The organism is Streptomyces sp. LARHCF249, from assembly GCF_052871255.1.
In genome coordinates, this window is the sequence record NZ_JBIXJQ010000005.1 from 620,632 (window position 1) to 646,903 (window position 26,272).

The 26,272-nt window shown below is 71.9% G+C and carries 20 protein-coding genes; 13 read left to right on the forward strand and 7 right to left on the reverse strand.

Annotation, left to right across the window (positions count from 1 at the left end; genetic code table 11):
• Positions 1-74: 74 nt before the first annotated feature.
• The 4 genes from ACIPUC_RS17635 to ACIPUC_RS17650 all read right to left on the reverse strand — a co-directional run bounded on the left by ACIPUC_RS17635 (position 75) and on the right by ACIPUC_RS17650 (position 6,262).
• The gene (locus ACIPUC_RS17635) at positions 75-872 is read right to left on the reverse strand and encodes an RNA polymerase sigma factor (RefSeq protein WP_446590346.1); all 798 of its coding nucleotides are present in this window, start codon (positions 870-872) and stop codon (positions 75-77) included.
• Positions 873-959: 87 nt separating this feature from the next.
• Complete coding sequence (locus ACIPUC_RS17640; protein WP_446590347.1) at positions 960-2,351, reverse strand: DUF1996 domain-containing protein; 1,392 nt, start codon at positions 2,349-2,351, stop codon at positions 960-962.
• A 14-nt stretch (positions 2,352-2,365) separates the two neighbouring features.
• Positions 2,366-3,028: a DUF4142 domain-containing protein gene (locus tag ACIPUC_RS17645; RefSeq protein ID WP_446590348.1), complete on the reverse strand. Its 663-nt coding sequence runs from the start codon at positions 3,026-3,028 to the stop codon at positions 2,366-2,368.
• A 567-nt stretch (positions 3,029-3,595) separates the two neighbouring features.
• Positions 3,596-6,262: an AMP-binding protein gene (locus ACIPUC_RS17650; protein WP_446590350.1), complete on the reverse strand. Its 2,667-nt coding sequence runs from the start codon at positions 6,260-6,262 to the stop codon at positions 3,596-3,598.
• Between the two features lie 241 nt (positions 6,263-6,503).
• Between ACIPUC_RS17650 and ACIPUC_RS17655 the strand changes: the two genes are divergently transcribed.
• The 4 genes from ACIPUC_RS17655 to ACIPUC_RS17670 all read left to right on the forward strand — a co-directional run bounded on the left by ACIPUC_RS17655 (position 6,504) and on the right by ACIPUC_RS17670 (position 12,232).
• Positions 6,504-7,523 carry an iron ABC transporter substrate-binding protein gene (locus ACIPUC_RS17655; RefSeq protein ID WP_446590352.1) on the forward strand — a complete coding sequence of 340 codons (1,020 nt, stop codon included), beginning with the start codon at positions 6,504-6,506 and terminating at the stop codon, positions 7,521-7,523.
• Positions 7,524-7,529: 6 nt separating this feature from the next.
• Positions 7,530-9,119, forward strand: a complete 1,590-nt coding sequence (locus ACIPUC_RS17660; protein WP_446590354.1) for an ABC transporter permease — start codon at positions 7,530-7,532, stop codon at positions 9,117-9,119.
• Positions 9,116-10,162: an ABC transporter ATP-binding protein gene (locus tag ACIPUC_RS17665; protein ID WP_446590356.1), complete on the forward strand. Its 1,047-nt coding sequence runs from the start codon at positions 9,116-9,118 to the stop codon at positions 10,160-10,162. Before ACIPUC_RS17660 ends, ACIPUC_RS17665 begins: the two co-directional genes overlap by 4 nt.
• Before the next feature lie 117 nt (positions 10,163-10,279).
• On the forward strand, positions 10,280-12,232 hold the full coding sequence (locus ACIPUC_RS17670) for an FAD-dependent oxidoreductase (protein WP_446590358.1): 1,953 nt from the start codon (positions 10,280-10,282) through the stop codon (positions 12,230-12,232).
• A 98-nt stretch (positions 12,233-12,330) separates the two neighbouring features.
• Here the strand turns inward: ACIPUC_RS17670 and ACIPUC_RS17675 are convergent, their stop codons facing one another.
• Positions 12,331-14,247: a CASTOR/POLLUX-related putative ion channel gene (locus ACIPUC_RS17675; protein WP_446590360.1), complete on the reverse strand. Its 1,917-nt coding sequence runs from the start codon at positions 14,245-14,247 to the stop codon at positions 12,331-12,333.
• Positions 14,248-14,407: 160 nt separating this feature from the next.
• Here ACIPUC_RS17675 and ACIPUC_RS17680 point away from each other — a divergent pair, with 160 nt between their 5' ends.
• A complete protein-coding gene (locus ACIPUC_RS17680) occupies positions 14,408-14,704 on the forward strand; it encodes a putative quinol monooxygenase (RefSeq protein ID WP_446590362.1) in 297 nt (98 codons plus the stop codon).
• Here the strand turns inward: ACIPUC_RS17680 and ACIPUC_RS17685 are convergent.
• Positions 14,685-15,836, reverse strand: a complete 1,152-nt coding sequence (locus tag ACIPUC_RS17685; protein WP_446590364.1) for a CapA family protein — start codon at positions 15,834-15,836, stop codon at positions 14,685-14,687. The genes ACIPUC_RS17680 and ACIPUC_RS17685 overlap by 20 nt on opposite strands.
• A 70-nt stretch (positions 15,837-15,906) precedes the next feature.
• Between ACIPUC_RS17685 and polX the strand changes: the two genes are divergently transcribed.
• The 7 genes from polX to ACIPUC_RS17720 all read left to right on the forward strand — a co-directional run bounded on the left by polX (position 15,907) and on the right by ACIPUC_RS17720 (position 24,772).
• Positions 15,907-17,634 (forward strand): DNA polymerase/3'-5' exonuclease PolX, encoded by a 1,728-nt coding sequence (gene polX / locus ACIPUC_RS17690; protein ID WP_446590366.1) that lies wholly within the window; start codon positions 15,907-15,909, stop codon positions 17,632-17,634.
• 85 nt (positions 17,635-17,719) lie between these two features.
• Positions 17,720-18,280 (forward strand): hypothetical protein, encoded by a 561-nt coding sequence (locus ACIPUC_RS17695; protein WP_446590368.1) that lies wholly within the window; start codon positions 17,720-17,722, stop codon positions 18,278-18,280.
• Positions 18,281-18,374: 94 nt separating this feature from the next.
• Entirely contained in the window at positions 18,375-19,682 is a 1,308-nt protein-coding gene (locus ACIPUC_RS17700; RefSeq protein ID WP_446590370.1) for a tyrosinase family protein, read from the forward strand.
• A gap of 2 nt (positions 19,683-19,684) precedes the next feature.
• Complete coding sequence (locus ACIPUC_RS17705) at positions 19,685-20,185, forward strand: hypothetical protein (RefSeq protein WP_446590372.1); 501 nt, start codon at positions 19,685-19,687, stop codon at positions 20,183-20,185.
• A 45-nt stretch (positions 20,186-20,230) separates the two neighbouring features.
• Entirely contained in the window at positions 20,231-21,307 is a 1,077-nt protein-coding gene (locus ACIPUC_RS17710; protein ID WP_446590374.1) for a ferritin-like domain-containing protein, read from the forward strand.
• Between the two features lie 173 nt (positions 21,308-21,480).
• The gene (locus ACIPUC_RS17715; protein WP_446590376.1) at positions 21,481-23,568 is read left to right on the forward strand and encodes a LodA/GoxA family CTQ-dependent oxidase; all 2,088 of its coding nucleotides are present in this window, start codon (positions 21,481-21,483) and stop codon (positions 23,566-23,568) included.
• A gap of 34 nt (positions 23,569-23,602) precedes the next feature.
• Positions 23,603-24,772 carry an NAD(P)/FAD-dependent oxidoreductase gene (locus ACIPUC_RS17720; RefSeq protein WP_446590378.1) on the forward strand — a complete coding sequence of 390 codons (1,170 nt, stop codon included), beginning with the start codon at positions 23,603-23,605 and terminating at the stop codon, positions 24,770-24,772.
• Positions 24,773-24,963: 191 nt separating this feature from the next.
• Here the strand turns inward: ACIPUC_RS17720 and ACIPUC_RS17725 are convergent, their stop codons facing one another.
• Entirely contained in the window at positions 24,964-25,143 is a 180-nt protein-coding gene (locus ACIPUC_RS17725; protein WP_446590379.1) for a hypothetical protein, read from the reverse strand.
• A 561-nt stretch (positions 25,144-25,704) separates the two neighbouring features.
• On the opposite strand from ACIPUC_RS17725, the gene ACIPUC_RS17730 reads away from it, so the two are divergent.
• Entirely contained in the window at positions 25,705-26,175 is a 471-nt protein-coding gene (locus ACIPUC_RS17730; protein ID WP_446590381.1) for a hypothetical protein, read from the forward strand.
• Positions 26,176-26,272: the final 97 nt, after the last annotated feature.

Sequence of the window (26,272 nt, forward strand, 5' to 3'; positions counted from 1 at the left end):
CACCCCGGCCACCCCCGGCGCGGCGGGCGCCGGGCCCCCCCCCCCCCCCCCCGGGGGGGCGGGGCCCCGGCCGCTCACGAGGCGGCGGCAACCGCCCCGCGCATCGTCGAGTTGAGGTCCAGCAGCTCCTCGTACGCCCGCGCACAGTCCTCGCAGCCCGCCAGATGGCGTACCAGGCCGCGGGGCTGCCGCGCAGGGCTGCGCCGGACCGCCGAACCGAGCATGTGGCTGTAGTGGCCGCACCGCCCGTCGGCCACGGTGTCCAGATGCGCGAGGAGGTACGCCTCGCGCAGCCCCTCCCGGGCCCGGAAGGCCAAAGAGGTCACCGCGCTGGGGGTGATGCCCAGCAGCGCGGCGACCTCGTGCGGCGAGTCCTCCTCGACCAGGGTGTGCCACAGGACGGCCCGCCAGCGGGCGGGCAGCGTCCGGAAGGAGCGGGCCAGCAGCCGGCGGTCCTCGCCCGCCAGCAGCCGGCGCTGCGGATCGCCGCCGGCCGCCGCCTGCTGGCACCAGCTGTCGAAGTCCGCCGTCAGGAGCGTCCTGCCGTCACCGTCGCTCCACTGCACGGCCGTGTGGCGGACCACGGCCAGCAGGTACGCGCGCCACGGGCCCCGCGGCCCCGCGCCGGAGCGGACGGCCTGCAAGGTCCGTGCGAAGGCCTCCGACACGAGGTCCTCGGCGTCCTGCGGGGTACGGCAGCAGGTGCGCGCGTACGCGAGGGCGGCCCGCCGGTGCCGCCGGTAGAGGAGATCGCACACGGTCTCGTCCGCGGTGCCCGAGCCGTATCCCCTCCTGAGCCGCCGGGTGAGTTCCCCGTCGGAGGGCGCGGTCGGACGCCGCGGACCGCCCGCGGATTCAAGAGAGCCGGACATGGCACTCCTCGTGGGTCCGGGCCCCGGGCGGGGGCGGTGCGAGGGGGAGGTGCCGCACCCCGCCCGGGAGTTCGTGGAACCACCGCGTCAGCGGCAGGTGCGCCCCCGGTTGATGCAGTCCACGGCGGTGGCCATCAGGCCGTTCGGCATCACGTTGATGAAGTCCCCGTGGTCGGTCACCGGTTTGTGGAGCTGCTCGGGGAAGCTGTCCACGGCGAACCGCGCCCCCGGCGCGACCCCGTACGTGATCCGCTGCACCAGCTGCGGGATGGCGCTGAAGCCCTTCGGGCAGCGGCCGTCACGGTTCGCGAAGGCCACGTGCGTGCGGTGGTTCGCGCTGTCGGTGTTGCGGCCGTCCCAGCAGCTCTGGAAGGTGAAGGTGCGCACCACGTCGCTGCCCTTGGGGCAGATCGGGTACTTGTCCTTCAGCTGCCGGTTCTCGAACCCGGTGCAGCTCCACGAGGCATTGGCGTTGGCCGTGCCGTTGGTGAACGCCTTGGCGTCGCCGGTGATGATCCGCAGGAACCGGGGCATGGCCTTGACCTTGCCCTCGGGGCTCCCCTTGAAGGTGATCGTGACCTGCTTGGGCCGCAGGATCGTGCCCACGTTCGCGTCCTGGCCGCCGCCCGGCGCCTGCGCGTCCCGCTCCGCCTTGCCGTCGCGCAGCCGCAGCACCGGCCAGTAGTAGCTGGACAGGTCGCCGTTGCCGCAGGTGGTACCGGAGGCGGCGAGGCTGTCGTTGGTGGAGAAGGCGTCGGTGGACTCGTTGCCCACGTAGTCGTGCATGTGGTGGGCGCCGTTGGAGACACCCGGGGCGACGATCACGTTGTCGGGGTTGAAGTGGCCGTTCTCGTTGCGTCCGCACTGCGAGCTGAAGGAGCCCGTGGAGGCCCCGGCCGACGCCCCCGGAGTGCGGACGTTCGGGCGTACCTTGCCGATGGCGACGAAGTCGCTCCGCGCCGGGCCGCCCTTGCCGCCGATGCTCCGGGCGCCCGCGTCGGCGGCCGCACCGCCCTCCGCGTCCTGCCCGGCGTCCTCCTCCGCGGAAGCCTGCTTCACCTGGCACCCGCTCATGGCCTTGAGCTCCTCCGGACGGGCCGCGGAGCGGGCTATCGCGTCGGAGATGCGGCCGATGGTCTCGTCGCGCTGCTCCCGGAGCCCGCCGATCAGCTCCTCTCCGCGCGCCTCGCCCGCGGCGAGCCGCCGGTAGGCGTCGGCCACCTGGACGTCCAGCTGGGCGAGGCCCTCGTCGACCTCGGCCCGGGCCTCGTCGGGTACCGCGGTGAGCCGGTCACCGACGTCGGGGCAGTCGATGGTGGCGGTCACCTGCGCCGCGCCGCCCGCGTCTCGGCGGCCGTCCTGACCTGCGTTCGCGCTGCCCGCGACGACGGCGACCCCGCCGCCGCCCAGGACCAGTGCGGAGACCACGGCCAGCAGCTTGTTCGACAACCGGGGGCGTTTATGGCCCTTTTCACTCATGCGATCACTTCACTTCACTTCGTGGTTCGGACATCGGACGGAGCAGGGGTCCCGTCGGGGACGTTGAGCGCGTCGAAGTCGACCAGCCCGCTGTCCTCGAGGACCGTGATGTGGTCCAGGACCGTGGCGTTGGCGGAGGTGGCCAGGGCGCGGACCATGGAGTTCCGGGTCTGCGCCCGCACTTGGGCCAGCAGCGCGAACACCTTTCCGTGCGCGCGGCGCAGCAGCTGGATGAACAGCCGCTCGTACTCGTCTCCTTGGGCGCGGGTCAGCTGGCCCAGCCATCCCCGCTGCTGCTCGGACGGCTGGTTGGGCAGGTCGACCCCGAGGGCCTGACCGACCTGGATGACCTGCCGGTCCAGCTCGGTGTGGCCCTCCACGAGGTGCTCCCCGGCCGTGCGCACCGCCGCGCGCGTTCCGCGCTGCTGGGCCTGCCGTCCGGCGGGCAGCTCCCACAGGCCGGCGAGCCGCACCTTGCGTACGAAGTCCCGGTCCGCGGGGGTCAGCGGCCCGTACGCCGTACTCATGATCCCGCCGCCGTCGTCCTCGGCGGCCGGCCGCCCGGCCGACGCCGAGGCCCGGGCGCCGAACTTCTCCACGGGGATCAGCAGCGCGACCAGGGTGACGGCGAGCGCCGTGATGACGAAGCCGCTGCCGATCGTGTATCTCGTGGCCACCGAAAACCTGCTGATGGAACGCCGCCGGAATGACAGCACAGTGCCTCCTAGGTCCGTGGGCCGGGAGGGGCAGCGGGGCTGGAGGGTCCGCACGCGCCGTGCGTTGCACACCCGCATTCCCGGGGTGTCACGGGACGCTAGTGCCACCGGTGGTGCCCCGACCGGAGGACCATCACCCTTGGATAAACATCCGGGCGAGTCCCCGAAAGGCTGATATCTTGCCGCGCCGTGCCTCGTGCCGCGGATGGCCCGCGCGCCCCGCAGCCGAGCCGCTGCCCTCGGTGCCCGATCCCCTGTGACTCAAGGCACAGTTGAGCCCCCCGCGGCCCTCGCCCGGCTGCTGGCCGCCGTCCTCACCGACCGCATCGACGCGGGGCTGCTGTCGGTACGGGAACTCGCGGGGCTCGGCCGCCATCCGCACACCGGCTTCACCGGCCGCCTCGCACCGGCCGACCACGCGGTCGTCCGGTGGGCGCTGGAGGCGGTGTGCGCTGGCCATCTCGCCGACCGGCCCGCCGCCGAGCTGTCCCACGGCGAACGCCGGCACGCTCCTGGACACCCCCGATTTCAGCCGCCTCGCCGTGTGGGACTCGCTGCGCGCGCTCTTCCTCGGCCTGCCCGAAGACCCGCTCGGCCGAGCCGGGAGAGGCTTCGCGTCGCGCGGGTGACGGCGGCGGCGTAGGCGACGCCGAAGGCGAGGGAGGCCAGGAACGCCAGGTGCCGGGAGAACCCGTCGAGGAGGGGGAAGACCTGCCAGTGGGTCAGGTAGATGTACAGCGAGCTGGTCGCCAGAAGGCCGGCCAGCTGGTTGAGGCGTTCGCGGCCGGGCAGCGTCGGCACCCACACCAGCAGGGCGAAGGCGCCGATGATGATCGCTTCGCGGCCGGGGTCGCCGGGGAAGAATCCCGGCACGGTGACCAGGGCCGCGGCGGTGACCGCCAGCCGGCGCCGGGCGGTGGCGGCCTTCGCCGCCGCCCAGCCCAGCGCGAACAGCCAGAAGAGGGTGACCGCGTCGGGCATGGCCGCGCGGTCGGGCAGGCCGACGAGGTCGTAGCGCGTGAGCGTTCCCAGCGCGGCGATCGTCAGCGGGAGGGCGTACGGGAAGCGGCGCTCCGCCCGGTCCACGAAGGGGAGGCTCAGGACGGCGACGGCGGCGATCAGGATGTAGAGCAGCGCCTCGATGAACCAGAAGTGCATGCCCGTCTTGCTGTCCCGGGCTCCGAAGACGCTGTCGAGCAGGGCGAGATTGGCCCACGTGTAGTCGTCGTTGAGGAGCAGTACGCAGCCGATCCAGGCCATGCTCGGCAGTGCGATGCGGCCGATGCTCTTCCCGATGCGGCGGACGCGCTCGCGGCGGTCGGCCGTGGTCAGGTGGAACCGGGCGAAGTTGTAGCCCGCGAGGGCGAGCAGCAGGTGCGCTCCGCCCTTGATCCCGAAGACGTGGATGTGCGAGCCGACGATGCAGAAGATGGCCATGGCGCGCAGGGCGACGCTGGTCTCCAGGGCGCGCCGGTGCCCGGGGACCGGCTGCTCCGGCCGTCTGAGTTCGCGGATCGGCGTCGTGTGCCAGTCGGCGGGCAGGTGTCCGAGGCGCTCTTCGAGGTGGAGCGACATCTCCACGTACGAGAGCGAGTCGCCGCCCAGGCCGACGAAGCTGCTGTCCTGGGTGACCTCCGTCGCGGGCCGGTCGAGGACCAGCGCGTACAGGGCGCACAGGTCCTCCGGATCCCCGGCCCCGGCGGGCCGGGTCGCGGCCGCGGCCTCGTCGGCCGGACGGCCGAGCTCGCGCACCGCCCGGTAGTCGGGCTTGCCGGAGGTGAGGCGCGGCAGCTCGGAGACGGCGCGGACCCGGACGGCGCGCGCCGGCAGACCGCACTCGCCCGTCACGAGCGTGCGGACCTGCCGTGCGCCGGTGGTGACGGCGGCGATGGTGAGGCCCTCGTCGTCACCCGCGCACAGGGCGGCGATGCCGTGCCGGGCGAGCATCGCCTCGACCTGCCCGGGGTCGATCCGCAGGCCGAGTATCTTCACGAACCGGCTGCGGCGGCCGACTATCTCGTACAGCCCGTCAGCAGTGAGCCGGGCGACGTCGCCGGTGCGGAGCTCCTCCACGGTCCGGCCCAGACCGAGGTCTTCGGGGGCGTGGGCGTAGCCGAGCATCACGTTCGGCCCGCTGTAGACGAGTTCACCGACGCCGTCCCCGGGCCAGTCGGACAGCGGCTGCAGCCGGAAGGACCCGCCGGGGATGGCGACCCCGACCGCCTCGGGCCGGCTCGCGGCGAGGGCCGGAGGCAGGTAGGCCATGCGGGCCGTCGCCTCCGTCTGCCCGTACATCACGAACAGCTCCCAGCCGGCGGCACGTCCGAGGGCCGCGTACCGTCTCACCCGGTCGGGTGAGAGCCGTCCGCCCGCCTGGGTCACGTAGCGCAGGTGCGGCAGTTCCATCGTGTCGAAGCCGACCCGGTCCAGCAGGTCGAAGGTGTACGGGACGCCCGCGAAGGCCGTCCCGCGCCCGTTTCGGAACAGCTCCCAGAAGCAGCGGTCCGCGACGGACAGGTCGGTGAGGATCAGCCCGGCGCCGCGCAGCAGATGGCTGTGGACGACGGAGAGCCCGTAGCAGTAGTGCAGGGGCAGGGTCGTGGCCGCGCGGTCGGTGTCCCGGACGTCCAGGTACGCGGCGATGGACTCCGCGTTGGACTGGAGGTTCTCGTGCGACAGCCGGACGAGCTTGGGCGATCCCGTCGAGCCGGAGGTGCTCAGCAGCAGCGCGAGGTCCGGGTGGAGCACGTGTGCCGAGACCGGGCGCCGTTCGTCGAGCACCCATTCCCCGCCGTCGGGGTGGGCCACGACGTCCGGGTCGTACGCGTCGATCAGCGACTGCACGGCTTCCGGGTGGTCGCCCGGTACCAGCAGGAGCGGGTGCCCCGAGGCGAGCGCCGCCAGGTGGACCACCAGGGCGTCGAGGGTGTTGGCACCGACCAGCATGACCAGACGGCGTTCCGGGCCGAGGCGGCGGACGGTCGCCCGAACCCGCGCGGCGAGCTCGCGGTACGTCACGTGGCCGTCGGCGGTGATGACCGCCGTGCGGTCGCCGTGCGCCGCGAGCCCGCGGGCGAACGCGACGGACGCGACGGACGCGACGGAAGCAACGGATGCGACGCCGGGAACCGCCGGGACCGCCGGGGCGGCCGGGGCGGAGCGGGCGCCGGGGAGCAGGTCGGAGGGGGCTGTCACGAGCGCATCTTAGGAAAGGCTTACCTGGCGGGATAGTCACAGAGTCATCACAGCTGGTTCACACAAGATCCACTGTGAGTGCACGCGCGTTCGGGCCGGTAGGGTCGGCTCCGCCGCCGCTCCGGCAAGCGTGTGGCGCAACCGAAACGTTGCGTGCGTCACCCTTGACCTTTAGGTTAGCTTTACCTTACTTATTGGGCGTTCGGGAGTTTTCTCCTCTTGCAGTGCAGGAAGGCTTTCCATGCGACGCCCCTTGGCCCGACGTCTGACCGCGCTCTTCGCAGCGGCGCTTCTGCTCCCCGCCGTCGCCGCCTGCGGCGCCGACGAGGACGACGCCGGGCTCGTGATCTACTCGGGCCGCAACGAGAAGCTCGTCAAACCGCTCCTGGACGACCTCGAGAAGGCCGTCGGCACCACGGTCGCCGTCCGCTACGGCGAGAGCGCCGAACTCGCCGCCCAGATCCAGGAGGAGGGCGGCAAGACCAAGGCGGGCCTGTTCTTCTCCCAGGACGCCGGCGCCCTCGGCGCGCTCTCCGGCAAGGGCCTGCTGGAGAAGCTGCCGCAGGAATCGCTCGACAAGGTCGACGCCGCCTTCCGCGGCGGCGCGGGCGACTGGGTGGGCACCTCGGGACGCGTCCGCGTCCTGGCGTACCACCCCGGCCAGGTGGCCAAGGTGCCCGACAGCGTGCACGACCTGGTCAAGCCGGAGTGGAAGGGCAAGGTCGGCTACGTGCCGACCAACGCCTCCTTCCAGGCCTTCGTCACCGGCATGCGCGTCCTCGAGGGCGACGACGCCACCCGTGCCTGGCTCAAGGGCCTCAAGGCCAACGAGCCGAAGGTCTACGACAACAACCTCAAGGTCCTCGACGCCGTCGGCAAGGGCGAGGTCTCGCTCGGCCTGATCAACCACTACTACTGGTACGAGCGCGTCGCCGAGAAGGGCGAGGGCAAGGTGGGCGCGAAGATCCACTTCCTGCCGGGCGGCGACCCGGGCGCCCTCGTGAACGTGGCCGGAGTCGGCATCGTCAAGGGCACCGACCAGGGGGCCGCGGCACAGAAGGCCGTGGACTTCCTCCTCTCGGAGAAGGCGCAGAAGTACTTCGCCGACGACACCAAGGAATACCCCCTGGCCGCGGGCGTGCAGAGCTCGGTCAAGAACCTGCCGCCGCTGGCCTCCCTGGAAGCCCCCGAGATCGACCTCGGCAAGCTCGAGTCCCTTCAGGAGACCCTGAAGATGCTGCAGGACGCCGGGATGGTCTGACCCGTCATGCACCCCACGGATCCTGCGACGCAGAACGATCCGGCCGTCCGCCCGACCGGCGCCACCCCGCCGGCCGGGCGGACGCGTGCCGGGCGCCGTCCGCCCCCCGTCCTGCTCGTTCCCGCGGCCGTCGCCGCCGTGTTCGCGCTGCTGCCCCTCGGCTACCTCGCGGTCCGCTCCCTGGAACGCGGCCCCGCCTTCGCCTGGCAGGCCGTCGCCAACGAGCGCACCGCCCAGCTCCTCGGCCGCAGCCTGGGGCTGGCCGCGGTCGTCGTCGCCGCCTGCCTGCTGCTGGGCGTCTCGCTGGCCTGGCTGACCGTACGTACGGCACTGCCCGGCGCCCGCGCCTGGTCGGTGCTGGTGACCCTGCCCCTGGCGGTGCCCAGCTACGTGGCCGCCTTCGCCTGGCTCTCCGCCGTCCCGGAGCTCGCCGGCTTCACCGGAGCCGCGCTCGCCCTGACCCTGGTGAGCTTCCCGTACGTCTACCTCCCCGTCACCGCCGCACTGCGCGGCACCGATCCGGCCCAGGAAGAGGTCTCCCGCTCCCTCGGGCACGGACCGCTGCGCACCTTCCTGCGCGTCACGCTGCCGCAGCTGCGCCCCGCGGCCGCCGGGGGCGCCGTACTCGTCGCGCTCTACGTGTTCTCCGACTTCGGCGCCGTCTCCCTGATGCGGTACGACACCTTCACCCGCGGCATCTACACCTCCTACCGGGCCAGCTTCGACCGCACTCCGGCCGCCGCGCTCAGCGTCGTCCTGGTCGTCATGACCGTCCTGCTCGTGGCCGCCGAGGCGCGCACCCGGGGCCGGGCCGGCCACGCCAGGACCGGCACCGGCGCCGCGCGCCCCGCCGTACCCGCCCCCCTGGGCCGGTGGCGGATACCCGCGCTGGCCTGGTGCGCGGCCGTCACGGTCGTCGCCGTCCTCACCCCGCTGGGCACGCTCGGCTACTGGCTGGTCGTCGGCAACTCCGCGACCTGGGACCCCGCCGGGCTCCTGGACACCGCGGGCACGACCCTCGGCGTCGCCGCCGCGGGAGCCGCGCTCACCACCCTCCTCGCCCTGCCCGTCGGCGTCATCGCCGCCCGCTACCGGGGCCGGACCGCGCACCTCCTGGAGCAGGCCGCGTACGCCGGGCACGCCCTGCCCGGCATCACCGTCGCGCTGTCACTGGTCTTCTTCGCGGTCCGCTACGCCGAACCGCTCTACCAGGAACTGCCGCTGCTGGTCTGCGCGTACGCCGTGCTCTTCCTGCCCGTAGCGGTGGCCGGCACCCGCGCCGCCGTACTGCAGTCCCCGCCCGTGCTGGAGGACGTCGCCCGCTCGCTCGGCCGCAGCCCGCTGCGCGTGCTGCGCGAGGTGACGGTGCCGCTGGCCGCGCCGGGGGTCGCCGCCGGAGCCGCCCTGACCTTCGTCGTGTGCATGAAGGAGCTCCCGGCGACCCTGCTGCTGCGCCCCACCGGGATGGACACCCTGGCCACCCGCCTCTGGACCGAGACCGGAACCGGATCGTTCGCCGCTGCCGCGCCCTACGCCGCGGCACTGATCGTCCTGGCCGCCGTCCCGTCCTACCTCCTCGGAAGGCACCGCACATGAACGACCTCCGGATCACCGGCCTGACGAAGGGGTACGGTTCCGGCGCCCGCGTGCTCGACGGCCTCGACCTGACCGTCCCCGCAGGCGCCCTCGCCGCCGTACTCGGCCCCTCGGGCTGCGGAAAGACCACGATGCTGCGCGTCATCGCCGGCTTCCTGCGCGCCGACGCAGGCACCGTGGCCATCGGCGACCGCACCCTCAGCGGCCCAGGCACGCACCTGGCGCCCGAACGCCGCCGCATCGGCATCGTTCCCCAGGAAGGCGCCCTGTTCCCGCACCTCGGCGTGGCCCGCAACGTCGCCTTCGGGCTGACCGCGCTCGACCGGGCCGCGCGGCGGCTGCGCGTCGAGGAGATGCTGGAACTGGTCGGCCTCGGGGGCTACGGCGACCGCATGCCGCACGAACTGTCCGGCGGCCAGCAGCAGCGCGTCGCCCTCGCCCGCGCCCTGGCCCCGCAGCCGCAACTCGTCCTGCTCGACGAGCCGTTCAACGCCCTGGACAGCGCCCTGCGGTCCGGTCTGCGCGACGACGTACGGGCCGCGCTGCACGCCACCGGAGCCACCGCCGTCCTGGTCACCCACGACCAGCAGGAAGCCCTCTCCACGGCGGACCTCGTCGCCGTCGTCCGCAACGGGACGATCGCCCAGTGCGGCACACCGCACGAGGTCTACCGCCGCCCCGCCGACCCGTGGGTCGCCGCCTTCGTCGGTGACGCCGTCCTCGTCACGGGCACGGTCGAACAGGGCGCCGCCGCCACCGCACTCGGCCGCGTCCCCCTGGCGGACCCGCCGGGCGGTCTGCGCCGGGGCGTGGTGCTGCTGCGGCCCGAGCAGATCCAGCTGACGGATACCGCGTCGGCCCAGGCCACGGGCACGGTGACCGAGGTGCGCTTCTACGGCCACGACGCCATGGTCACCGTCGACGTGGACGGGGTGGACGCCCCCGTCGAGGTCCGCGTCCCGGGCCCGGCCCCCGCCGTCCCGGGCGAACGCACCGGCATCAAGGTCACCGGAGAGGCCACCCTCCACCCCGTCCCCGGGTGACGCGGTACGAAACCCAGTTCGTCAGCGCCGGTCGGCCGTGCCCCACGTCCGGGTGGTTGTTCCCCGCCGGGGCGCTTTTCGGTGCTCAAGGCGCGCGCCGACCGCAACAGTTGACCCATGATCATCGACCCGCCTCCCAGTCCCGACTCCCCGGCCGGGCCCGCACCGGCGCCTGCCCGCCGGCCCTCCCGCCGTACCGTCATCGCCGGCGCGGCCGCCGTCGCCGGAGCCGGTGCGCTCTCGGTCGCGGCCGCGTCCGCCGGGACCCCCCAGGCGCCGTCCGGCTCCGCGCGCCCCGACTGGGAGACCTGCCTGACCGTCGCCCGGGCCATCCTCGTACGGGACGACGACGACCAGCCCCTGGTACCCCGCTACGCGGACGTCCTCCTGAAGAACGGCCTGCCCCGCTCCCGCCGCCCCGGCAAGAAGGTGCTCGTCGTCGGAGCCGGGCCCGCCGGGCTCACCGCCGCGCACCTGCTGCGCGAGGCCGGGCACCAGGTCACCGTCATCGAGGCCAACGCCAACCGGGTCGGCGGCCGCATCAAGACCTTCCGTACCGGCGGCCACGAGAAGGCGGCCGCACCCTTCGCCGACCCCAAGCAGTACGCGGAGGCCGGCGCCATGCGCATCCCGGACAGCCACCCGCTGGTCACCGGGCTGATCGACAGCCTCGGCCTCAAGCGCAGGCGCTTCCACCTGGTCGACGTCGACGCGTCGGGCCGCCCCGCCTACCGCACCTGGATCCTCGTCAACGGCGTCCGGGTCCGCAGGGCGGACTATGCGCGCAGCCCGCAGGCGCTCAATCGTTCCTTCGGGGTTCCGGCGGCCTACGAGTCCGTGCCCGCCGCGCAGATCGTGCGCAATGCCTTCGCTCCCGTACGCAAGGAGATCGAGGGCAAGAAGGACAAGGAACTCGTCGAGGGCTGGGCCCGCGTCATCCAGCGCTACGGCCACATGTCGATGTACCGCTACCTGACCGAGGTGGCGGAGCTCGACGAGCGGACCGTCGACCTGATCGGAACGGTGGAGAACCTCACCTCCCGGCTGCACCTCGCCTTCGTGCACAGCTTCATCGGCGCCTCGCTGATCAGCCCCGACACGGCCTTCTTCGAACTGCCCGGCGGCACCGCCACCCTGGCCGACGCGCTCTACGCCCGGGTCGAGGACCTGGTACGGCTCGACCGCCGCGCCACCCGGATCACGCACGGCGAGGGCAAGGTCACCGTCGACACCGTCTCCGAGGGGCGCGGCGGCAGCCCGGTGCGGCGCGAGAGCTTCACAGCCGACACCGCGATCATCACCGTCCCCTTCTCCGGACTGCGCCACATCCCGGTCGCCCCCGCCCTCTCGTACGGCAAGCGGCGCGCGGTCACCGAACTGCACTACGACGCCGCCACGAAGGTGCTGCTCGAATTCAGCCGCCGCTGGTGGGAGTTCGACGAAGCCGACTGGAAGCGCGAGCTGGAGGCCGTGCAGCCCGGCCTCTACCGGAAGTACCAGGTCGCGCAGACCCCGGAGGCGGGCGGCCTGCTGGGCGCCCACCCGTCGGTGCCGAAGGGCCACATCTCGGACGCCCAGCGCGCCCACTACGCCGCCTGCCGGTCCGTCACCCGCGACCAGCCCGAGGCAGCCGGTGTCATCGGAGGCGGCTCGGCCACCGACAACCCCAACCGCTTCATGTTCCAGCCGTCCTACCCCGTCGAGGGCAGCGCCGGCGGGGTGGTCCTCGCCTCCTACAGCTGGTCGGACGACGCCCTGAAGTGGGACTCCCTGGACGACGAGGAGCGCTACCCGCGGGCCCTGGCCGGAGTCCAGGAGGTGTTCGGACAGCGGATCGAGGTGTTCTATACCGGAGTCGGCCGCACCCAGTCCTGGATGCGCGACCCGTACGCCTACGGAGAGGCCTCCGTGCTGCTGCCTGGCCAGCACACCGAGCTGTTCCCCCACGTGCGCAAGCCCGAGGGCAACCTGCACTTCGCCGGGTGCCACACCTCCATCAAGCCCGCCTGGATCGAAGGAGCCCTGGAGTCCGCGGTGCGGACCGCCTTGGAGGTCCACCTGGCGCCGTGAGCGGCGGACGCCTCGGCGGTTGCCGTCCTGGCCGCCCCGGCGTCCGTGTCGTCCGTCGTCCTGTCGTCGGTTCCGTGTCGTCCGTGTCGTGCTCGCCGTCAGCTTTCGGCGAGCACGATCAGCCAGTCCCCTTCGGAGAGACGGACCCGCTCCCGCTTGTCGGGGTTGATCCTCAGACCGTAGCCGGGGCCCGTGGCGGCCTGAGCGCGCAGCCGGTAGCCGACGGCGCATTCACGGCGGCGGCGCGCCGATTCGACGAGCGTGGCGAACGAGACCTCACGACCGGCCCGGACGTAGTCCGCGGCCGGTTTGAGGTGGAACTCGCTGCCCGCCGCGTCGAACAGCTCGTCGAAGACCGCGGCGAGGTAGCGGCTCTCCGAGATCTGGGTCATCAGGAGACTGATCAGCCTGCCGCTCACGATGAAGTCGGCGCCCTCCCGGGCGGGCGCGAGCAGCCGGTTGCCGTCGTCGGACATCTCGGTGGTCAGGATGAGTTCGCGCCCCGCGGCCTCCGCGATGGCCCGCAGGTGCAGCAGCGTGACCAGCGTTCTGTCGTCCGCCAGCGACTCCTCCTGGTCGCTGGGCGCGGCCGGGCCCGTGGCCGCCGGATCCGCCTCACCGATGACGATCACGCTGTCGTACGACGGCACGTCCAGCTTGTCCAGCACCTGCGGGTCGGTGATGTCGCCGCTGCGGAAGGCCACTTCGAGACGGCGCCGGATCGCCGTGGTGCAGCCGCTGCCCGCCCCGTCGTCGAGGGCGACGACATCGAGGGCGCTGCCGGGGCTCACGTACTGGTCGAGCTGGTCCACGAGGAACGGAGCCCGGCGGTTCCAGCCGAGCAGGAGCAGGCGTTCGGCCACGGCGAGCCTGGGCCGGGCCGCGACGATCGCCTCCTCGTCTACGCAGGGGCCCACGTCCACCGGCAGGGCGGTGTCGTCGTCCTGCGAGATGACGATGATCCGGTCGCTCGGACCGATGACGGCGGTGTCCGGATCCGGATTGAGGGCGACGCGTCCGTCGGCGTGCAGCAGGCCGACGGCGCAGGACGTGGCGAACGACAGCAGTGCCTCGCCGAAGGGGCGCCCCGTGAGGTCCCCGGCGGCGACGGTGTAGAACTCGTCGCCCGCGAAGTCCAGCAGTTCCTGGTACACGAGCGAGAGGCCGGGCTGACGGGCGGTCTGCACCAGGAGCCGGGCGATGATGTCGTCGACGCACAGGACGTGTCCGCCCGGCCCGGCGGCCAGCCGGGCGGTGACGCGGTTGCGCGCGTCACGGACGGCGGCCACCACCACCGTTTCACCGCCCCCGGGTACGGCCGCGTTGAGGGCGAGCAGGGTCTTCACCACATGGGCGTCCCCGGCCTCCCCGCCGGGCGGCAGCACGAGCACGGCCTTCGCCGTCTGCGGACTCACCCTGACCAGCTCCGTGGGGTCGGTGGTGCTGCCGTTGCGGCAGATGATGCGCGTCCTGCCCCGGTCGGTGAGGCGGGTGGAGATCTCGTCCTCCATCTCCACCTTGTCCTTCGGGGCTAGCACGGCGATGGCCGACCGGCGCTGGTTGGCGTTGGCGGCCACCAGCTCCGCGGCCACCGGAAAGATCTGGTCGGACCAGCCCAGGACGACCGTGTGCCCCGCTTCCAGCACCGTGGAGTGGCCGAGGCGAAGCGACATGATGCGCCGGTTGATGCCGGTGGTGATCAGACTGACCAGCGTCGACACGAACAACAGGGCGACCAGGGCGAGCGCCACCGACGCCAGGACGTACAGAGGGGGGCCGACCGCACCGCCGATCTTGAGCGTCTGCCCGACGCTGACCCACACCGCCGTGAGCCGGCCGGAGAGGGTCGCCGGAGCCGACCGGTCGGCCCACACGAGAACCGCGCTCGCCGGGACCACCACGGCCAGACAGGCCAGCGCGAGCCAGCCGATCAGCGCGGCGGTTCCCCCTGCCACCAGATGGTCGAACCGGTACCGGAGGCGCAGCCGGAGGGACGTCGTGTACTCCTGCGCCATGCACGCTTCCTTCGGATCGACACGCCTCTCGAAGGCTCCTCTGCTAACCCGCCGCCGTCCGATCGGTTACGGGTGAACCGTGCATCCGCCCACCGGCGGCAGGCGGAAGCCGCTCCGCGGACCTACGGTGGTCAGAGAACGAGGAGGCGAGGAGGCCGCCATGCAGGAGACCTTCGTCTGGGTCACGACCCGCCGCATCAAGCCCGGCACGCTGGAGGAGTTCGAGAGGGCGTGGCGCCCGCCGGCCCACCCGGACGGCATGCGCCGCGCGTTCGCGTACTGGTCCGAGGACGGCCAGGAGATCACCGGAGTGTCCCTGTGGGACTCCCGGCAGGCGTGCGACGCGTGGCGGTCCTCCGACGCGGAGAAGCAGCGCCGCGAGGTCATGGCCCCGTACGTCGTAGAGGAGCGCGAGAGCTTCCACCGCGGAGGCGAACTCAGCGTTCCCGGGAGCTGACCGGGGGCCGCGCCGGCGGGCGGACCGGGTGGACGATGAGGAAGCCCTCCGGGTCGAGCGTGATGCGGGTGCCGAAGTCCCGGCTGGTGCGCGCGAGGACCCCGTGGAGCCAGCCGGAGTCCTCCCGGGAGGCGTGCCGCAGGCGCATCCGGTGGGCCTGCAGGGGGACCAGACGGGCGTGGTCGAGCCGGCCCGTGTCCGGCTCCAGCGCGACGAGGTACAGCAGTCGCAGGTCGTCCCGGTACCGCTCGTGGCCGCCGATGCCCTCGTAGTCGTCGATCAGGTCGCCGCAGCCGTAGAGCACCGGGTGCCCCCGGTACACCTCGATCGGGCGCGGATGGTGCGAGGAGTGCCCGTGGACGAGGTCCGCGCCGCCGTCGACGAGCGCGTGCGCGAAGCGGATCTGGTCGCGCGGGACGGTGTGGCCCCAGTTCGAACCCCAGTGGATCGAGACGACCGCGAGGTCGCCGGATCGTTTCGCCCGCCGGACGCGCCCGGCCACCTCGGCCGCGGCGGCGTCCGAGGGCTCGAAGAGGAAGTCGACCCCGCTGCGTGCCGCGGTGGCCGCCCAGGTGTGGGGGATGCCGCTGGACGCCATCCCCAGGGAGAAGACCAGCAGGCGCCGGCCCCCGGGCAGGGGAAGGACCGCGGGCCGCCGCGCCTCGTCGAGGTCCCGTCCGGCTCCCGCCGTCCGCAGGCCCGCGCCGGCGAGCGAGTCGAGGGTCTCGGCCAGCCCCCGGCGCCCGTAGTCCAGGACGTGGTTGTTGGCCAGGACGCAGACGTCGGGCCGGACCGCGGCCAGACAGGGCAGGTTGGCGGGGTGCATCCGGTAGTGGACCCCCTTGTCGGGCCAGGCGTCGCCACTGCGGGTGACGGAGGTCTCCAGGTTGACGATCCGGGCGTCGGGCGCGGCCGCGTCGAGGAGGTCCAGCGCCTCGCCCCACGGCCAGGAGAAGGCCGCCCGCCGCGGAACCGCCCCGCTCACGGCCTCCGCCAGCTCGACGTACGTGCGGGCATCGCGGACGTACGCCTCCTCCAGGCCCGGATCGCCGGGGTGCGGAAGGATCTGGTCGATGCCGCGCCCGAGCATCACGTCACCGGCGAGAAACAGCGTCACGAGCTCGCCGCCCATCTCTCCAGGCTAGCCACCCCGCCGACGCCCCGGCGTGCCCGCCCGGGGCCCGCGGGGGCACCCTGGAGACATGGCCCGAGCCAATGACGAGGTCGAGGCGCTCCTCCAGGAGTACGCCGACCTCATCGCGATCCGCGGCGGGGAGGCCTTCAAGGCGCGCGCCTACGAGAAGGCCGCCCGTGCCGTCGGGGGCTACCCGCAGGACGTCTCGGCGCTCGACGCCAAGGGCCTGCGCGAGATCCCCAACGTCGGCAAGTCCGTCGCCGACAAGATCATCGAGTATCTGCGCACCGGCCGCATGCCCGTCGTCGACGAGGCCAGGGCGTCCGTACCGGCCGGGGTGCGCGAGCTGGTCGCGATTCCGGGGCTCGGCCCCCGCAAGGCCATGCTGCTGTACGAGGAGCTGGGCATCACCTCGGTCGACCAGCTGGTCGAGGCCATCCAGCAGGAGCGGCTGCGCGATCTGAAGGGCTTCGGCGAGCGGACCGAGGGCAACATCCTGCACGGCATCTCGGTGCTGCAGAAGGCCGGCGAGGGCCGCATCCTCGTCAGCGCCGCCATGGAGGTGGCCGAACAGCTCGTCGCCGAGCTGTCGGACATCCGCGGCTGCGTCCGGTGTACGTACGCGGGGTCCCTGCGCCGGATGAGGGAGACCATCGGAGACATCGACATCCTGGTGGCCGCCCGGCGTTCGGCCCCGTTCATGGACGCCCTCACCGCCCACCCGCACACGGCCGAGGTCATCGCCCACGGGGAGAAGAAGACCTCCATCCGCACCGCCACCGGCCTCCAGGTGGACCTGCGGGTCCTGCCGCCCGCCTCCTGGGGCGCCGGGCTGCAGTACTTCACCGGCTCCAAGGCCCACAACATCCGCACCCGGGAGCTGGCGGTGCGCCAGGGCCTCAAGCTCTCCGAGTACGGGCTCTTCGACGCCGAGAGCGGTGAGAGCCTCACCTCCGAGACGGAGGAGGCGGTGTACGCCCGGCTCGGGCTGCCCTGGATCCCGCCGACGCTGCGCGAGGACCGCGGCGAGATCGCGGCCGGGCTGCGCGGCGCACTCCCCGACCTCTTGACGGAGCAGGACATCCGCGGCGACCTGCACACCCACACCGACCTCACCGACGGGCTGGCGCCGCTGGAGGACATGATCGAAGCCGCTGCCGCCCGCGGCTACGCGTACTACGCGGTCACCGACCACGCCCCGAACCTGTACATGCAGCGCATGACCAGCGAGAAGATCCTCGCCCAGCGCGAGCGGGTGCGCGCCCTGGACGGCGCGCACCACAGGATGCGGCTGCTGCACGGCACGGAACTCAACATCGGGCCGGACGGCACCCTGGACTGGCCCGACGCGTTCCTCGCGGACTTCGACATCTGCGTGGCTTCCGTCCACTCCCATTTCAACCAGAGCAGGCAGGAGCTCACCCGCCGCCTCGTCCGCGCCTGCGAGAACCCGTACGTCGCCGTCATCGGCCACCCCACGACCCGCCGGATCGGCAAGCGCCCGGGCATCGACGCCGACTTCGACGCCGTCTTCAAGGCCTGCGCGCGCACCGGCACGGTGCTGGAGATCAACGCGCATCCCGAGCGGCTCGACCTGTGCGACGAGGACATCCTGCGCGCGAAGCGCTACGGCGTGAAGTTCGCCGTGAACTCCGACGCGCACGCCACCACGCACCTGCCGTACATGCGCTACGGGGTGGCCACGGCCCAGCGCGGCTGGCTGACCAAGGACGACGTCGTCAACACGTGGCCGCTGACGAAGCTGCGCAGGTTCCTGTCCCGGAAGGCCGCATGACGGATAGTCCGTAGGGGGAGCACCGCCACGGGCCGTTGAGTGCGTCGCGCCCTCCGGCCGGCCGAGACCGGAATGCTGGCTTTCCATGAACGACATGGTTGACAGGGGCGCGCACCTGGCGGGCTCCGCGCGAGGGTGGCTCACCGTTCAGCTGTCGGTGCTGGGGTTCGTGGGGCTGTGCGGTGCGCTGAAGGGCGGCGGCGCGTCCTCGGCGCCGAAGGGCGTCGAGTTGCTGGCGGGCGTGCTGATCCTGCTCGCGTTGGCCGTCGCCTGTTTCGCCACGTGGCTGGTGGCGCGGGTCGCCTGGCCGCTGGACCCGGAGGGAGGGGCCGGTACGGACGGCGGTGGACGGCGACTGCGCACGGGGATCGCGCTCACCTTCGTCGCGGTGGGGCTCGTGGCGGTGGCGACCACGTCGTCCTGGTGGCCCGCGGACCGAGGCGCAGGGGGCCCGGGCGGACTCGTCGAAGTCAGCACCTCGGCGGGCACCTGGTGCGGAACGCTGGGCTCCGGTGGCGACGGCGTGGTCCGGCTGAGCGTGGCGGGCCGGAGCGTCGACATCCCGGTCAGCAGCATCGCGGCACTGACCCCGACGTCCGCCTGCTCATCGGCAGCGCCATCGGGCGGGGCGTCAGCCGGGCCGTGAAGGCCGCGGACCGGCGGCGCGCCCACATCTGGGCCGATACGTCGCATACGTCACCGCCTCCTCTACCTTCACCCAAGAAACGGAGGCAGCGGTGATGAACAAACGCCAGGACATCAATGCGCTGAGTTCCACGCAGTTGAAGGACTACCTCCACGCCCTCGGCGTTCTGCGCGCGCGTTCGGCCGCGAACCCCGACGATCCCGCCGGCTACGAATTCCAGGCCGCTCTGCACAATGACCTCGTCGTCGGCGGATGCGAACACGGGAGCGACATGTTCCTCCCGTGGCATCGCGCCCACCTGCACTACTTCGAGAAGCTCCTGCAGGAGGCGGACCCTCCCAGGACCGCGAACGTCACCATCCCCTATTGGGACTGGATCCACCCCCAGGGGAGCGGACTTTTCCCGCCGTCCTTCGACGTGCCCGAGCTGTTCTCCCCGGACCGCAACACGGACCCGGCGACCGCCCTGCCGCCCGACACCCTGAAGATCGTGACGACGGTGACCGATCCGCATCAGTTCGTCGGATACCCCGAGGATCATCCGACGGGCAACTACGGGGACCTGGAAATCGGCCCCCACAACTACATGCACACCGACTTCATCGGTGGCCTGATGGCGGATTGCTCCCAGGCGGCCCTGGACCCCATCTACTTCAGCTTCCACTGCTTCATCGACCTGCTCTGGGCGCAGTGGCAGAACCGGAACGGGTTCCCGGCCGCCACCTCGCCGAACAGCAAGCTCCGCGGGTTCCTGGACAAGCCCATGCACCTCGTCTCGCAGTTCCAGAAGACCGAGGAACTGGGCTACACCTACGAGTACTCCGACCAGCTCAAGGCCGCGTTCGCGGTGCCGGTGCCGCCGCTCCCGCCCGTCGGTGACCTGGTACTGACACAATCCCTGGCGGCGGTCTCCGAGGCCGGCCTCACGGCGGAACTACGCCGGCACGGGCGTGTGCAGTTCCGCCTCGCGAGGCCGCCCGAGCCGGACGGAAAGATCACCGTGCGACTGGACCGGCTGAAGGTACCGGTGGCCGGAAGCTACCTGCTGCGCGGCTTCGTCCATCCCGGCGACGTGGAATTCCGACGTGACGACGAGGACTTCGCCAAGAGGTTCGGCGTGGGCTACGTGTCCATGTGGCGCACCCACGAGGACTCCCACGACGGCGAGCACGAAGGTCACCACGGCCACGGCGGCCACGGAACGCGGCCACTGCATCCGACGTCCTCCATCGTCCGCTTCGACGTGACGTCCGTGCTCAAGTCCACACCCGAGGCGGTCGAGGACCACGTGCTGACGCTCCAGTACATCCCGTCCCGGTTCAATCCTGCCCGGCCCCAGCCGCCGACGGAACTCGTCACGGAAGTGCAGCTGAGGGACGTGCTGATGGAGGTATACGACTAGCAATGCGCACACCCGTCTTCGAACTCCACATCCGCCCCATGTTCCGGGCCACCGACCGCGACCACATGATTTCCTCCGTCGACCTCTGGGACTACGACGCCGTGGCTGCCCAGGCCGACGACATCCTGACCCGCCTGGAGAACGGCATGCCACCGGTCAGCCACGGCGGGCCGTGGCCGGAGGAATGGATCGATCTGTTCAGACGCTGGAAGGACGGCGCCCGCAAACGGCTCGAACTCGGCACGGCGGCCTACACCTTCAACCAGACGACGATCGCCGTGACCATCGCGGCAGCCGGCACCTTCCCGGCCGCCGGCTGCAAGGGCTGGCTGCAGCTCGACAGCGAGACGGACACCGCGAAGACCTACGGCCTGTACGTGGAACGGCCCGACGCCCCCGTGTCCGGCACGCCGTCCACGTTCAACCTCAAAGAACGCTACCGCGCCACGGACACCCGATCCGTCTTCGTCCGTGACGCTTCGGGTGTCCAGCAACTGCACTGAAGTGGCCGTCTCCTGTGATGCGACCGCCATGGAAAGGAGTGTCCCTTGACTCAAGCGCTCGCCTATGAGAGCGAGGCGATCGTCGCCTTGATGGGCCAGCCCGAGACCCAGCGAAACGGGCAGTGGCTGCAGGACGCCTTGCAACAGGCGATCATGCTGGAGCTCGCGACCCTCCCTCCGTATCTGTGCGGTCTGTGGTCGATCAAGGACCCGGAGAGGGACAGGGCCGTCCACGACGCCATCTTGACGATCGTCATGGACGAGATGTCGCACATGGGGCTGGTGTGCAACATGCTCACCACCGTGGGCGGGTCTCCGCGCATCGCCCACCCCGACCTGGTGCCGAAGTATCCCGGCCCCCTGCCCGGGGGCGTGCGGCCCCGGCTCTCCGTGTTCCTCGCCGGCCTGAACGGCGTTTCCCTCGACATGTACTGCCAGATCGAACGGCCCGAGGACCCCGTCGCCGAGTTCGAGGAACCCAGCACGTCGATCGGGGCCTTCTACAGCGCCATCCGGCAGGCGTTCAAGCGGAACCCCGGCCTGATCACAGGCCGTCGGCAGGTCGAGAGGGAGATGGCGAACGCCCACGGCCCGGGAAACAGCCTCGTCCCGCTCGCCACGCCGAAGGCCGTGGACGACGCCGTCCAGGTCATCATGGAGCAGGGCGAGGGAAGCCACAGCTCACCGAAGAACCCCTTCTTCGGCAGGGAGGGCGAACTCGCCCACTACTACGAGTTCCGCCAGATCCTGAACGGCAAGAAGCTGGTGGAGGTGCCGACGGCTCCCGAGGGGTGGGCCTACCAGGGCGACCCCATCGCGATGCCCGAGGCCCACCGCATGGGGACCGTGCCCAAGGACGGGTGGGCACAGGAGCCGGCGTACCGCCCGAGCGAGGCGGTGCAGGCGCTGCTCACAAAATTCAACCAGCGCTACAGCGAACTGCTGCGATGGCTGGAGAGGACATGGCAGACGGACGATCCGCAGGAAGCGAACGACGCCCTCGCAGAAGCCGAAGCGACGATGGTGAGCCTGGCGAGTCCGGCCCGGTCGCTGATGCGGCACGAGCTGCCGGACGGCAGCGGGCAGACATACGGGCCGGAGTTCCTGTACATCCCGGCCTGATCGAACACCGATGCGCCTGCGACCGTGAGCGGTGCGGCACGTCCTTCGGTCGCGCATCGCACGCTTGTTTGTCAGCATGGAGAGCTGTACGGACGATGCACCGGTGCACAAGCTCTACGGACCCCGTGCACCCCAGTACAGCCCGGTAGCGCCGCATCGCGGGAGATCGAGCCATGGCCGTCATTTCCGCTTCCTCGTCCTCCGGACCCGCCGCGAACGACAACCACGGCAACGACAACCACGGCAACGACAACCACGGCAACGGCATCCCGGCCGCCGAATCCGGCACCGCCCGGCCCCTGCCCGCCGAGACTGCGGGGCGCGACACCCGGATCGTGCGGGCCGCCATCCATCCCGCGATCGGCGTCGCCCGGGTCGGCGACAGCGCCGACGAGTTCTTCCTCGCCCCCGAGACCGAGGACGAGCCCCCGCTGCCCACCGGGTCGTACAAGGATGCGACCGGCGCCCTGAAGCGGCAGGCGGCCCGGTTCCGGATCTACGGCTACAACGCTGCCGGGGAGCCGGTGGCCGAACTGACCGCGGACGACGCCGAGGTGCGCTGGACCGTGCACGTCGCCAACAAGAAGGCCGCCTGGTACCAGTTCCAGCTGGCCCTGGACATCCCCGAGGCCGACCAGGCGGACGAGAGCCAACTCCGCAACCCCCTGGTCGCCGGTCCGGACCGCCCGGGGCTGATCATCGACCCCGGCCCCCGCTCCGTACACGGGCGCGACCGTGCCGGCCGTCCCGAACTGCGCTTCGACACCGGGACGTTCCTCGGCACCCCGGTCTACCTCGGCGAGCTGCGCACCGACGGGGCCGGACGGCTGATCTTTCTCGGCGGCCGAGGCGCCGCCGAGTCCGTCGACGACAAGGAGGCCGAGACCTTCGCCAACAACGACGGCTGGTACGACGACATCTCCGACGGCCCGGTCACCGCCGAGGTCCGTGTCGACGGCCGCGCACTGCCGGTCGAACCGGCCTGGGTGGTGGTCGGCCCGCCCAACTACGCGCCCGAGCTGAAGTCCGTACGCACGCTGTACGACCTCGTCCGCGACGCGTTCGTCACGGCCGGAGCGCTCCCCGAACCGGCGCGGGTCTCCTTCACCCACGACATCCTGCCCATCCTGCGCCGCCTGTGCGATCTGCAATGGGTCAACCAGGGCCTGGCCACCCTGTTCGGACACGGCGGACGCGAACACTTCCTCGACACCGACCTGCTGGCCTCCCTCTCCGACCCCGGCACACGCCACGAGGAGCTGCGCCGGCAGATCTCGAAGACCATGCGCGACCCCGACCGGGACGGCACGTCACCGATTCCCTGGCCGCCCGTGTACGGCGACGCGATGAGCCTGCCCCCCGTCTCCGCACGCCAGCACCTGGCCCTCTCCCCGCTCCAGACACGGCTGTTGGCGCGCTGGACCCGCGGGGATTTCCTCCCCGACCACGTCCTCGGTGCCGACACCGCGCCCACGGAACTCGACCGGCTGCCGCTCGCCGCCCGGCCCGCCGCCCTGGACCGCGCGGCCCTGTCCTTCTGCCTCGCCGACGCCTTCCACCCGGGCTGCGAGATCACCTGGCCGATGCGCCACACCACGCTGTACAGCGCGCCGTTCCGCATCCGCCACCGCCCGCAGAGCAACCCCGAGCGCCCCTACGGCAGGGTGCTCACCCGGCAGAAGGCCCTGGCGTACGACGGGCCCCTGTACGCCCAGGGGCCCGGTGACCTGACCCGCTGGATGGCCGTGCCCTGGCAGACGGACACCGCGAGCTGCCGCTCCGGGTACGAGCGCCGGTACGACCCGTACCTGCCGACGTTCTGGCCCGCCCGGGTGCCCAACCACGTCCTCGCAGAGGAGGACTACCTGATCGCCGTCGACACCGCGCGCCCGCGCGAGGAGCGGCTCGCGGCGTTCGCACGGCGGGCCTCCTGGGACCGCTGGCTGCCCGCGCCCTACAAGGCCGCCATCAACGCCATGGTGGGGGACTTCGGCCGGCTCGGCCTGGTCGAACGCCGTCCGGGCGCCACCGACGACCCCCTGCTGCCCGCCGAGATGTTCGTCGAGTCCGAGGTCTCCTTCCCCGCAGAGCCGGCTCCGCCGCGCGGCCGCAACCTGCTGAGCCTGCATGTTCCGCTCGCCGCTGACGAACGGCTGCGGGACGCCGTCCTGGCGACCGCCGTCAGCCTTGCCGAGGAACCCGACGAGGAGCTGTCGGCGGGCTACATCGAGAAGGTCGCCCGCTTCCCGGGCAACCGATGACCCGGTTCGCGACGGCCGGCCCCGGCGGCCGGCGGTGACGCGTCACGAGGTGTACGACGCGGTCGTCGCCGGCGGGGGACCGGCCGGTGCGGTGGCCGCCCTCGTGCTCGCGCGGGCCGGCCGGCACGTGGCGATCGTGGACGACCCGCCCGCACCCGCGGCGGGCTCCCACAAGGTGGGCGAGAGCCTGCCGTCGGCCGCCGCCCCGCTGCTGCGCGACCTGAACCTGTGGCCCGACGGCACCGCCGCGCCGCACCTGCGCTCCACCGGGATGTACGTCTCCTGGGGCTCGCCCGCGCTGCACGAACGCGGCCCGGTGCAGGACCCGTACGGCGCGGGATGGCAGTTGGACCGCCTCCGCTTCGACGCGTTCCTGCGGGAGGCGGCCCACGCGGCGGGAGCCGAGCCGCTCCGCGGGCGGGCCGTGGACGCCGTGGACGAGGGCCCCGGCCTGCGCCTGCTCGTACGCCAGGAGCACGGCACACGGGAGCTGCGCTGCGCCTGGGCCGTCGACGCCACGGGACGGCGCGCGGCCCTCGCCCGGCGCCGGGCGATCCGTCGGCGCGAGGACCGGCTCGTGGCCGCGCACGTCCTGATGCCGCGTCAAAACCCGTCCACCGGCGGCGAGCCGGACCAGGAGGCCAGGACCGTCGTCGAAGCGGTGCCCGGCGGATGGTGGTACACGACGCTGACCCCCGCGGGCCGGATCGTCGCCCATCTGACCGACCCCGACCTCGCCGACCCCCGTCTGCGCACCCCCGACGGGTTCCTGCGCGCCGCGCTGCGCACCCGGTACATCGGCGCCCGCCTCACGGCCGGGGACCTCGCCGGCCCGCCGGTTCCGCGCTGGAGCGCCGCCCACGGCCTGCGCCTCGAGCCGTACGGCGGCCGGGGCTGGATCGCCGCTGGTGACGCGGCGCTGGCCTTCGACCCGCTGTCCTCGCAGGGCATCCTCACCGCCCTGCACAGCGGAGCCCGCGCCGGCCTCGCAGCGGCCCTGTGCCTCGCGGGCGCGCCGCCCCGCCCGGTCCTGGCCTCGTACACGGACTTCCTCGACGGCGTCGCCGCCGCCTACGCACGCCATCACGCGGAGGCGTACGCGGCGGAAACCCGCTGGTCGCAACTGCCGTTCTGGCATCGGCGGAGGGCCCTTCACCAAGGCGCGGGCCAAGGGACCCGGGACTGGGGTGTGCTCAGCGTGTGAGTCCTGAAACACTCGAGGACAGCTGACCGGGCATGCGAATCGTTGTAGTCTGCGGAGACCGCCCTTGACCTGCGGTAAGCGGGCAGGGAGCAGACATTCCAGGAGTTAACTCATGCTTCGCACCATGTTCAAGTCCTACATCTGACATCTGGACGTTTCCTCAGGTCAGCGGTGTGACGGTGGGGCTTTGGTCAGCAATCGGTCAGCATCAGCCCCTTGGGTTGCTCACGGAGGTACAGCAGCCGGCGGTCGCGCATTTTGCTGGCGCAGGAGGCTTGTCGGCGCGCCGTGACGGCCTCTGTCACGTGGAGCCCGACGTCCTTGAGGCCGCGCCCGGCCGTCCTCGCCAGCGGCACGGTGCAGTCATCCACCGGATGACGAGGGTGCAGATTAGGGTGGCGACAGCTTCGTCTCCCTCGTTCAGGCGAAGCGATCGCTATTTCGGCAGCAGTTCGATCTCAGGGTTCCTAGCGTCGGCAGGAGTGTTTCGCTGGGCGAGAGGACTCGAACGTGACCGACCCTGCCGTAGGTGTGCGCCCACCAGCTGTGGCGCGTCGGCTTCCCGGCCGGGCAAAGCCGCGCACGGCCGTCTTGCGCGCGTACGAGGAATTCAATTCCGAGCGCCGCAGGGGGGGGGTTCCTACGGTGCTGTGGCCGTTCTTCGCGCCGGACCCGGACCGGTACTACCGATGGCGGGTTCAGCTGGATTGCGCTTGCATCAAGGAGCTCTTGACACCGGACGACTGCACCCCGCCGAGCGAAAGGCAGTGGCGTGGCCTCGGGGACGGTGAAGCATTGCCGCCGGGACAGGTGTACTGCCGGCACGATGGTTCCGCTGATGCCCCCTACCGCGACATCATTGAGTGGGGCGACCGGCAAGAGGTGAGCTTTCCCGCGGACCCGGTGGAACCCCCCGAAGGGGCCGATGCCGCGTGTGGGCCGTGATCCGCCACGATGAAGCACACACGTCGGCCTTCTGGAAGGTGACGCTGGCCTGCGGACACGTCGAAGAGGTCGTAGCGCCAGCCCTCGGCTGGAATCCCGATGATGGGCCGCGCCTGGCCGAGGCCACAAGGGTGGAACGGATGATCGAGGAATTCGAGCAGTTCTGGGATTCAGACCCGATGCTTCAATCCGAACGCCAACGTGAGCACACCCGCCGGATGCTGGCGGCAGGCTGGCCGCGTCCGCGGCCGGAACGGTCTTGCCATACGTGTCCCGACGCTCGCGCGATTGTCGCGTATCAGCGCGTGGGCTGGCTCGTTCCACGGAATGAGGCGCCGAAGCCCGAAAACCCGCCGCCGGCTCGCCCTGTCTTGGAGCGCCGACTGCGCCGGGCCGAGGCCGAGGCTGAGCGGCTACGAGTGCAGCTGGCCGGGCACGAGGAGCGACAGGACGCTTGACAGACGGGCCCCGTGACGTGCCAGCACTCGTCTGGGCCGGAGTCCTTCCGCTCCCCCTCACGCCAGCGGCGATGGATGGGTGCCGCGCCGCGTGCAC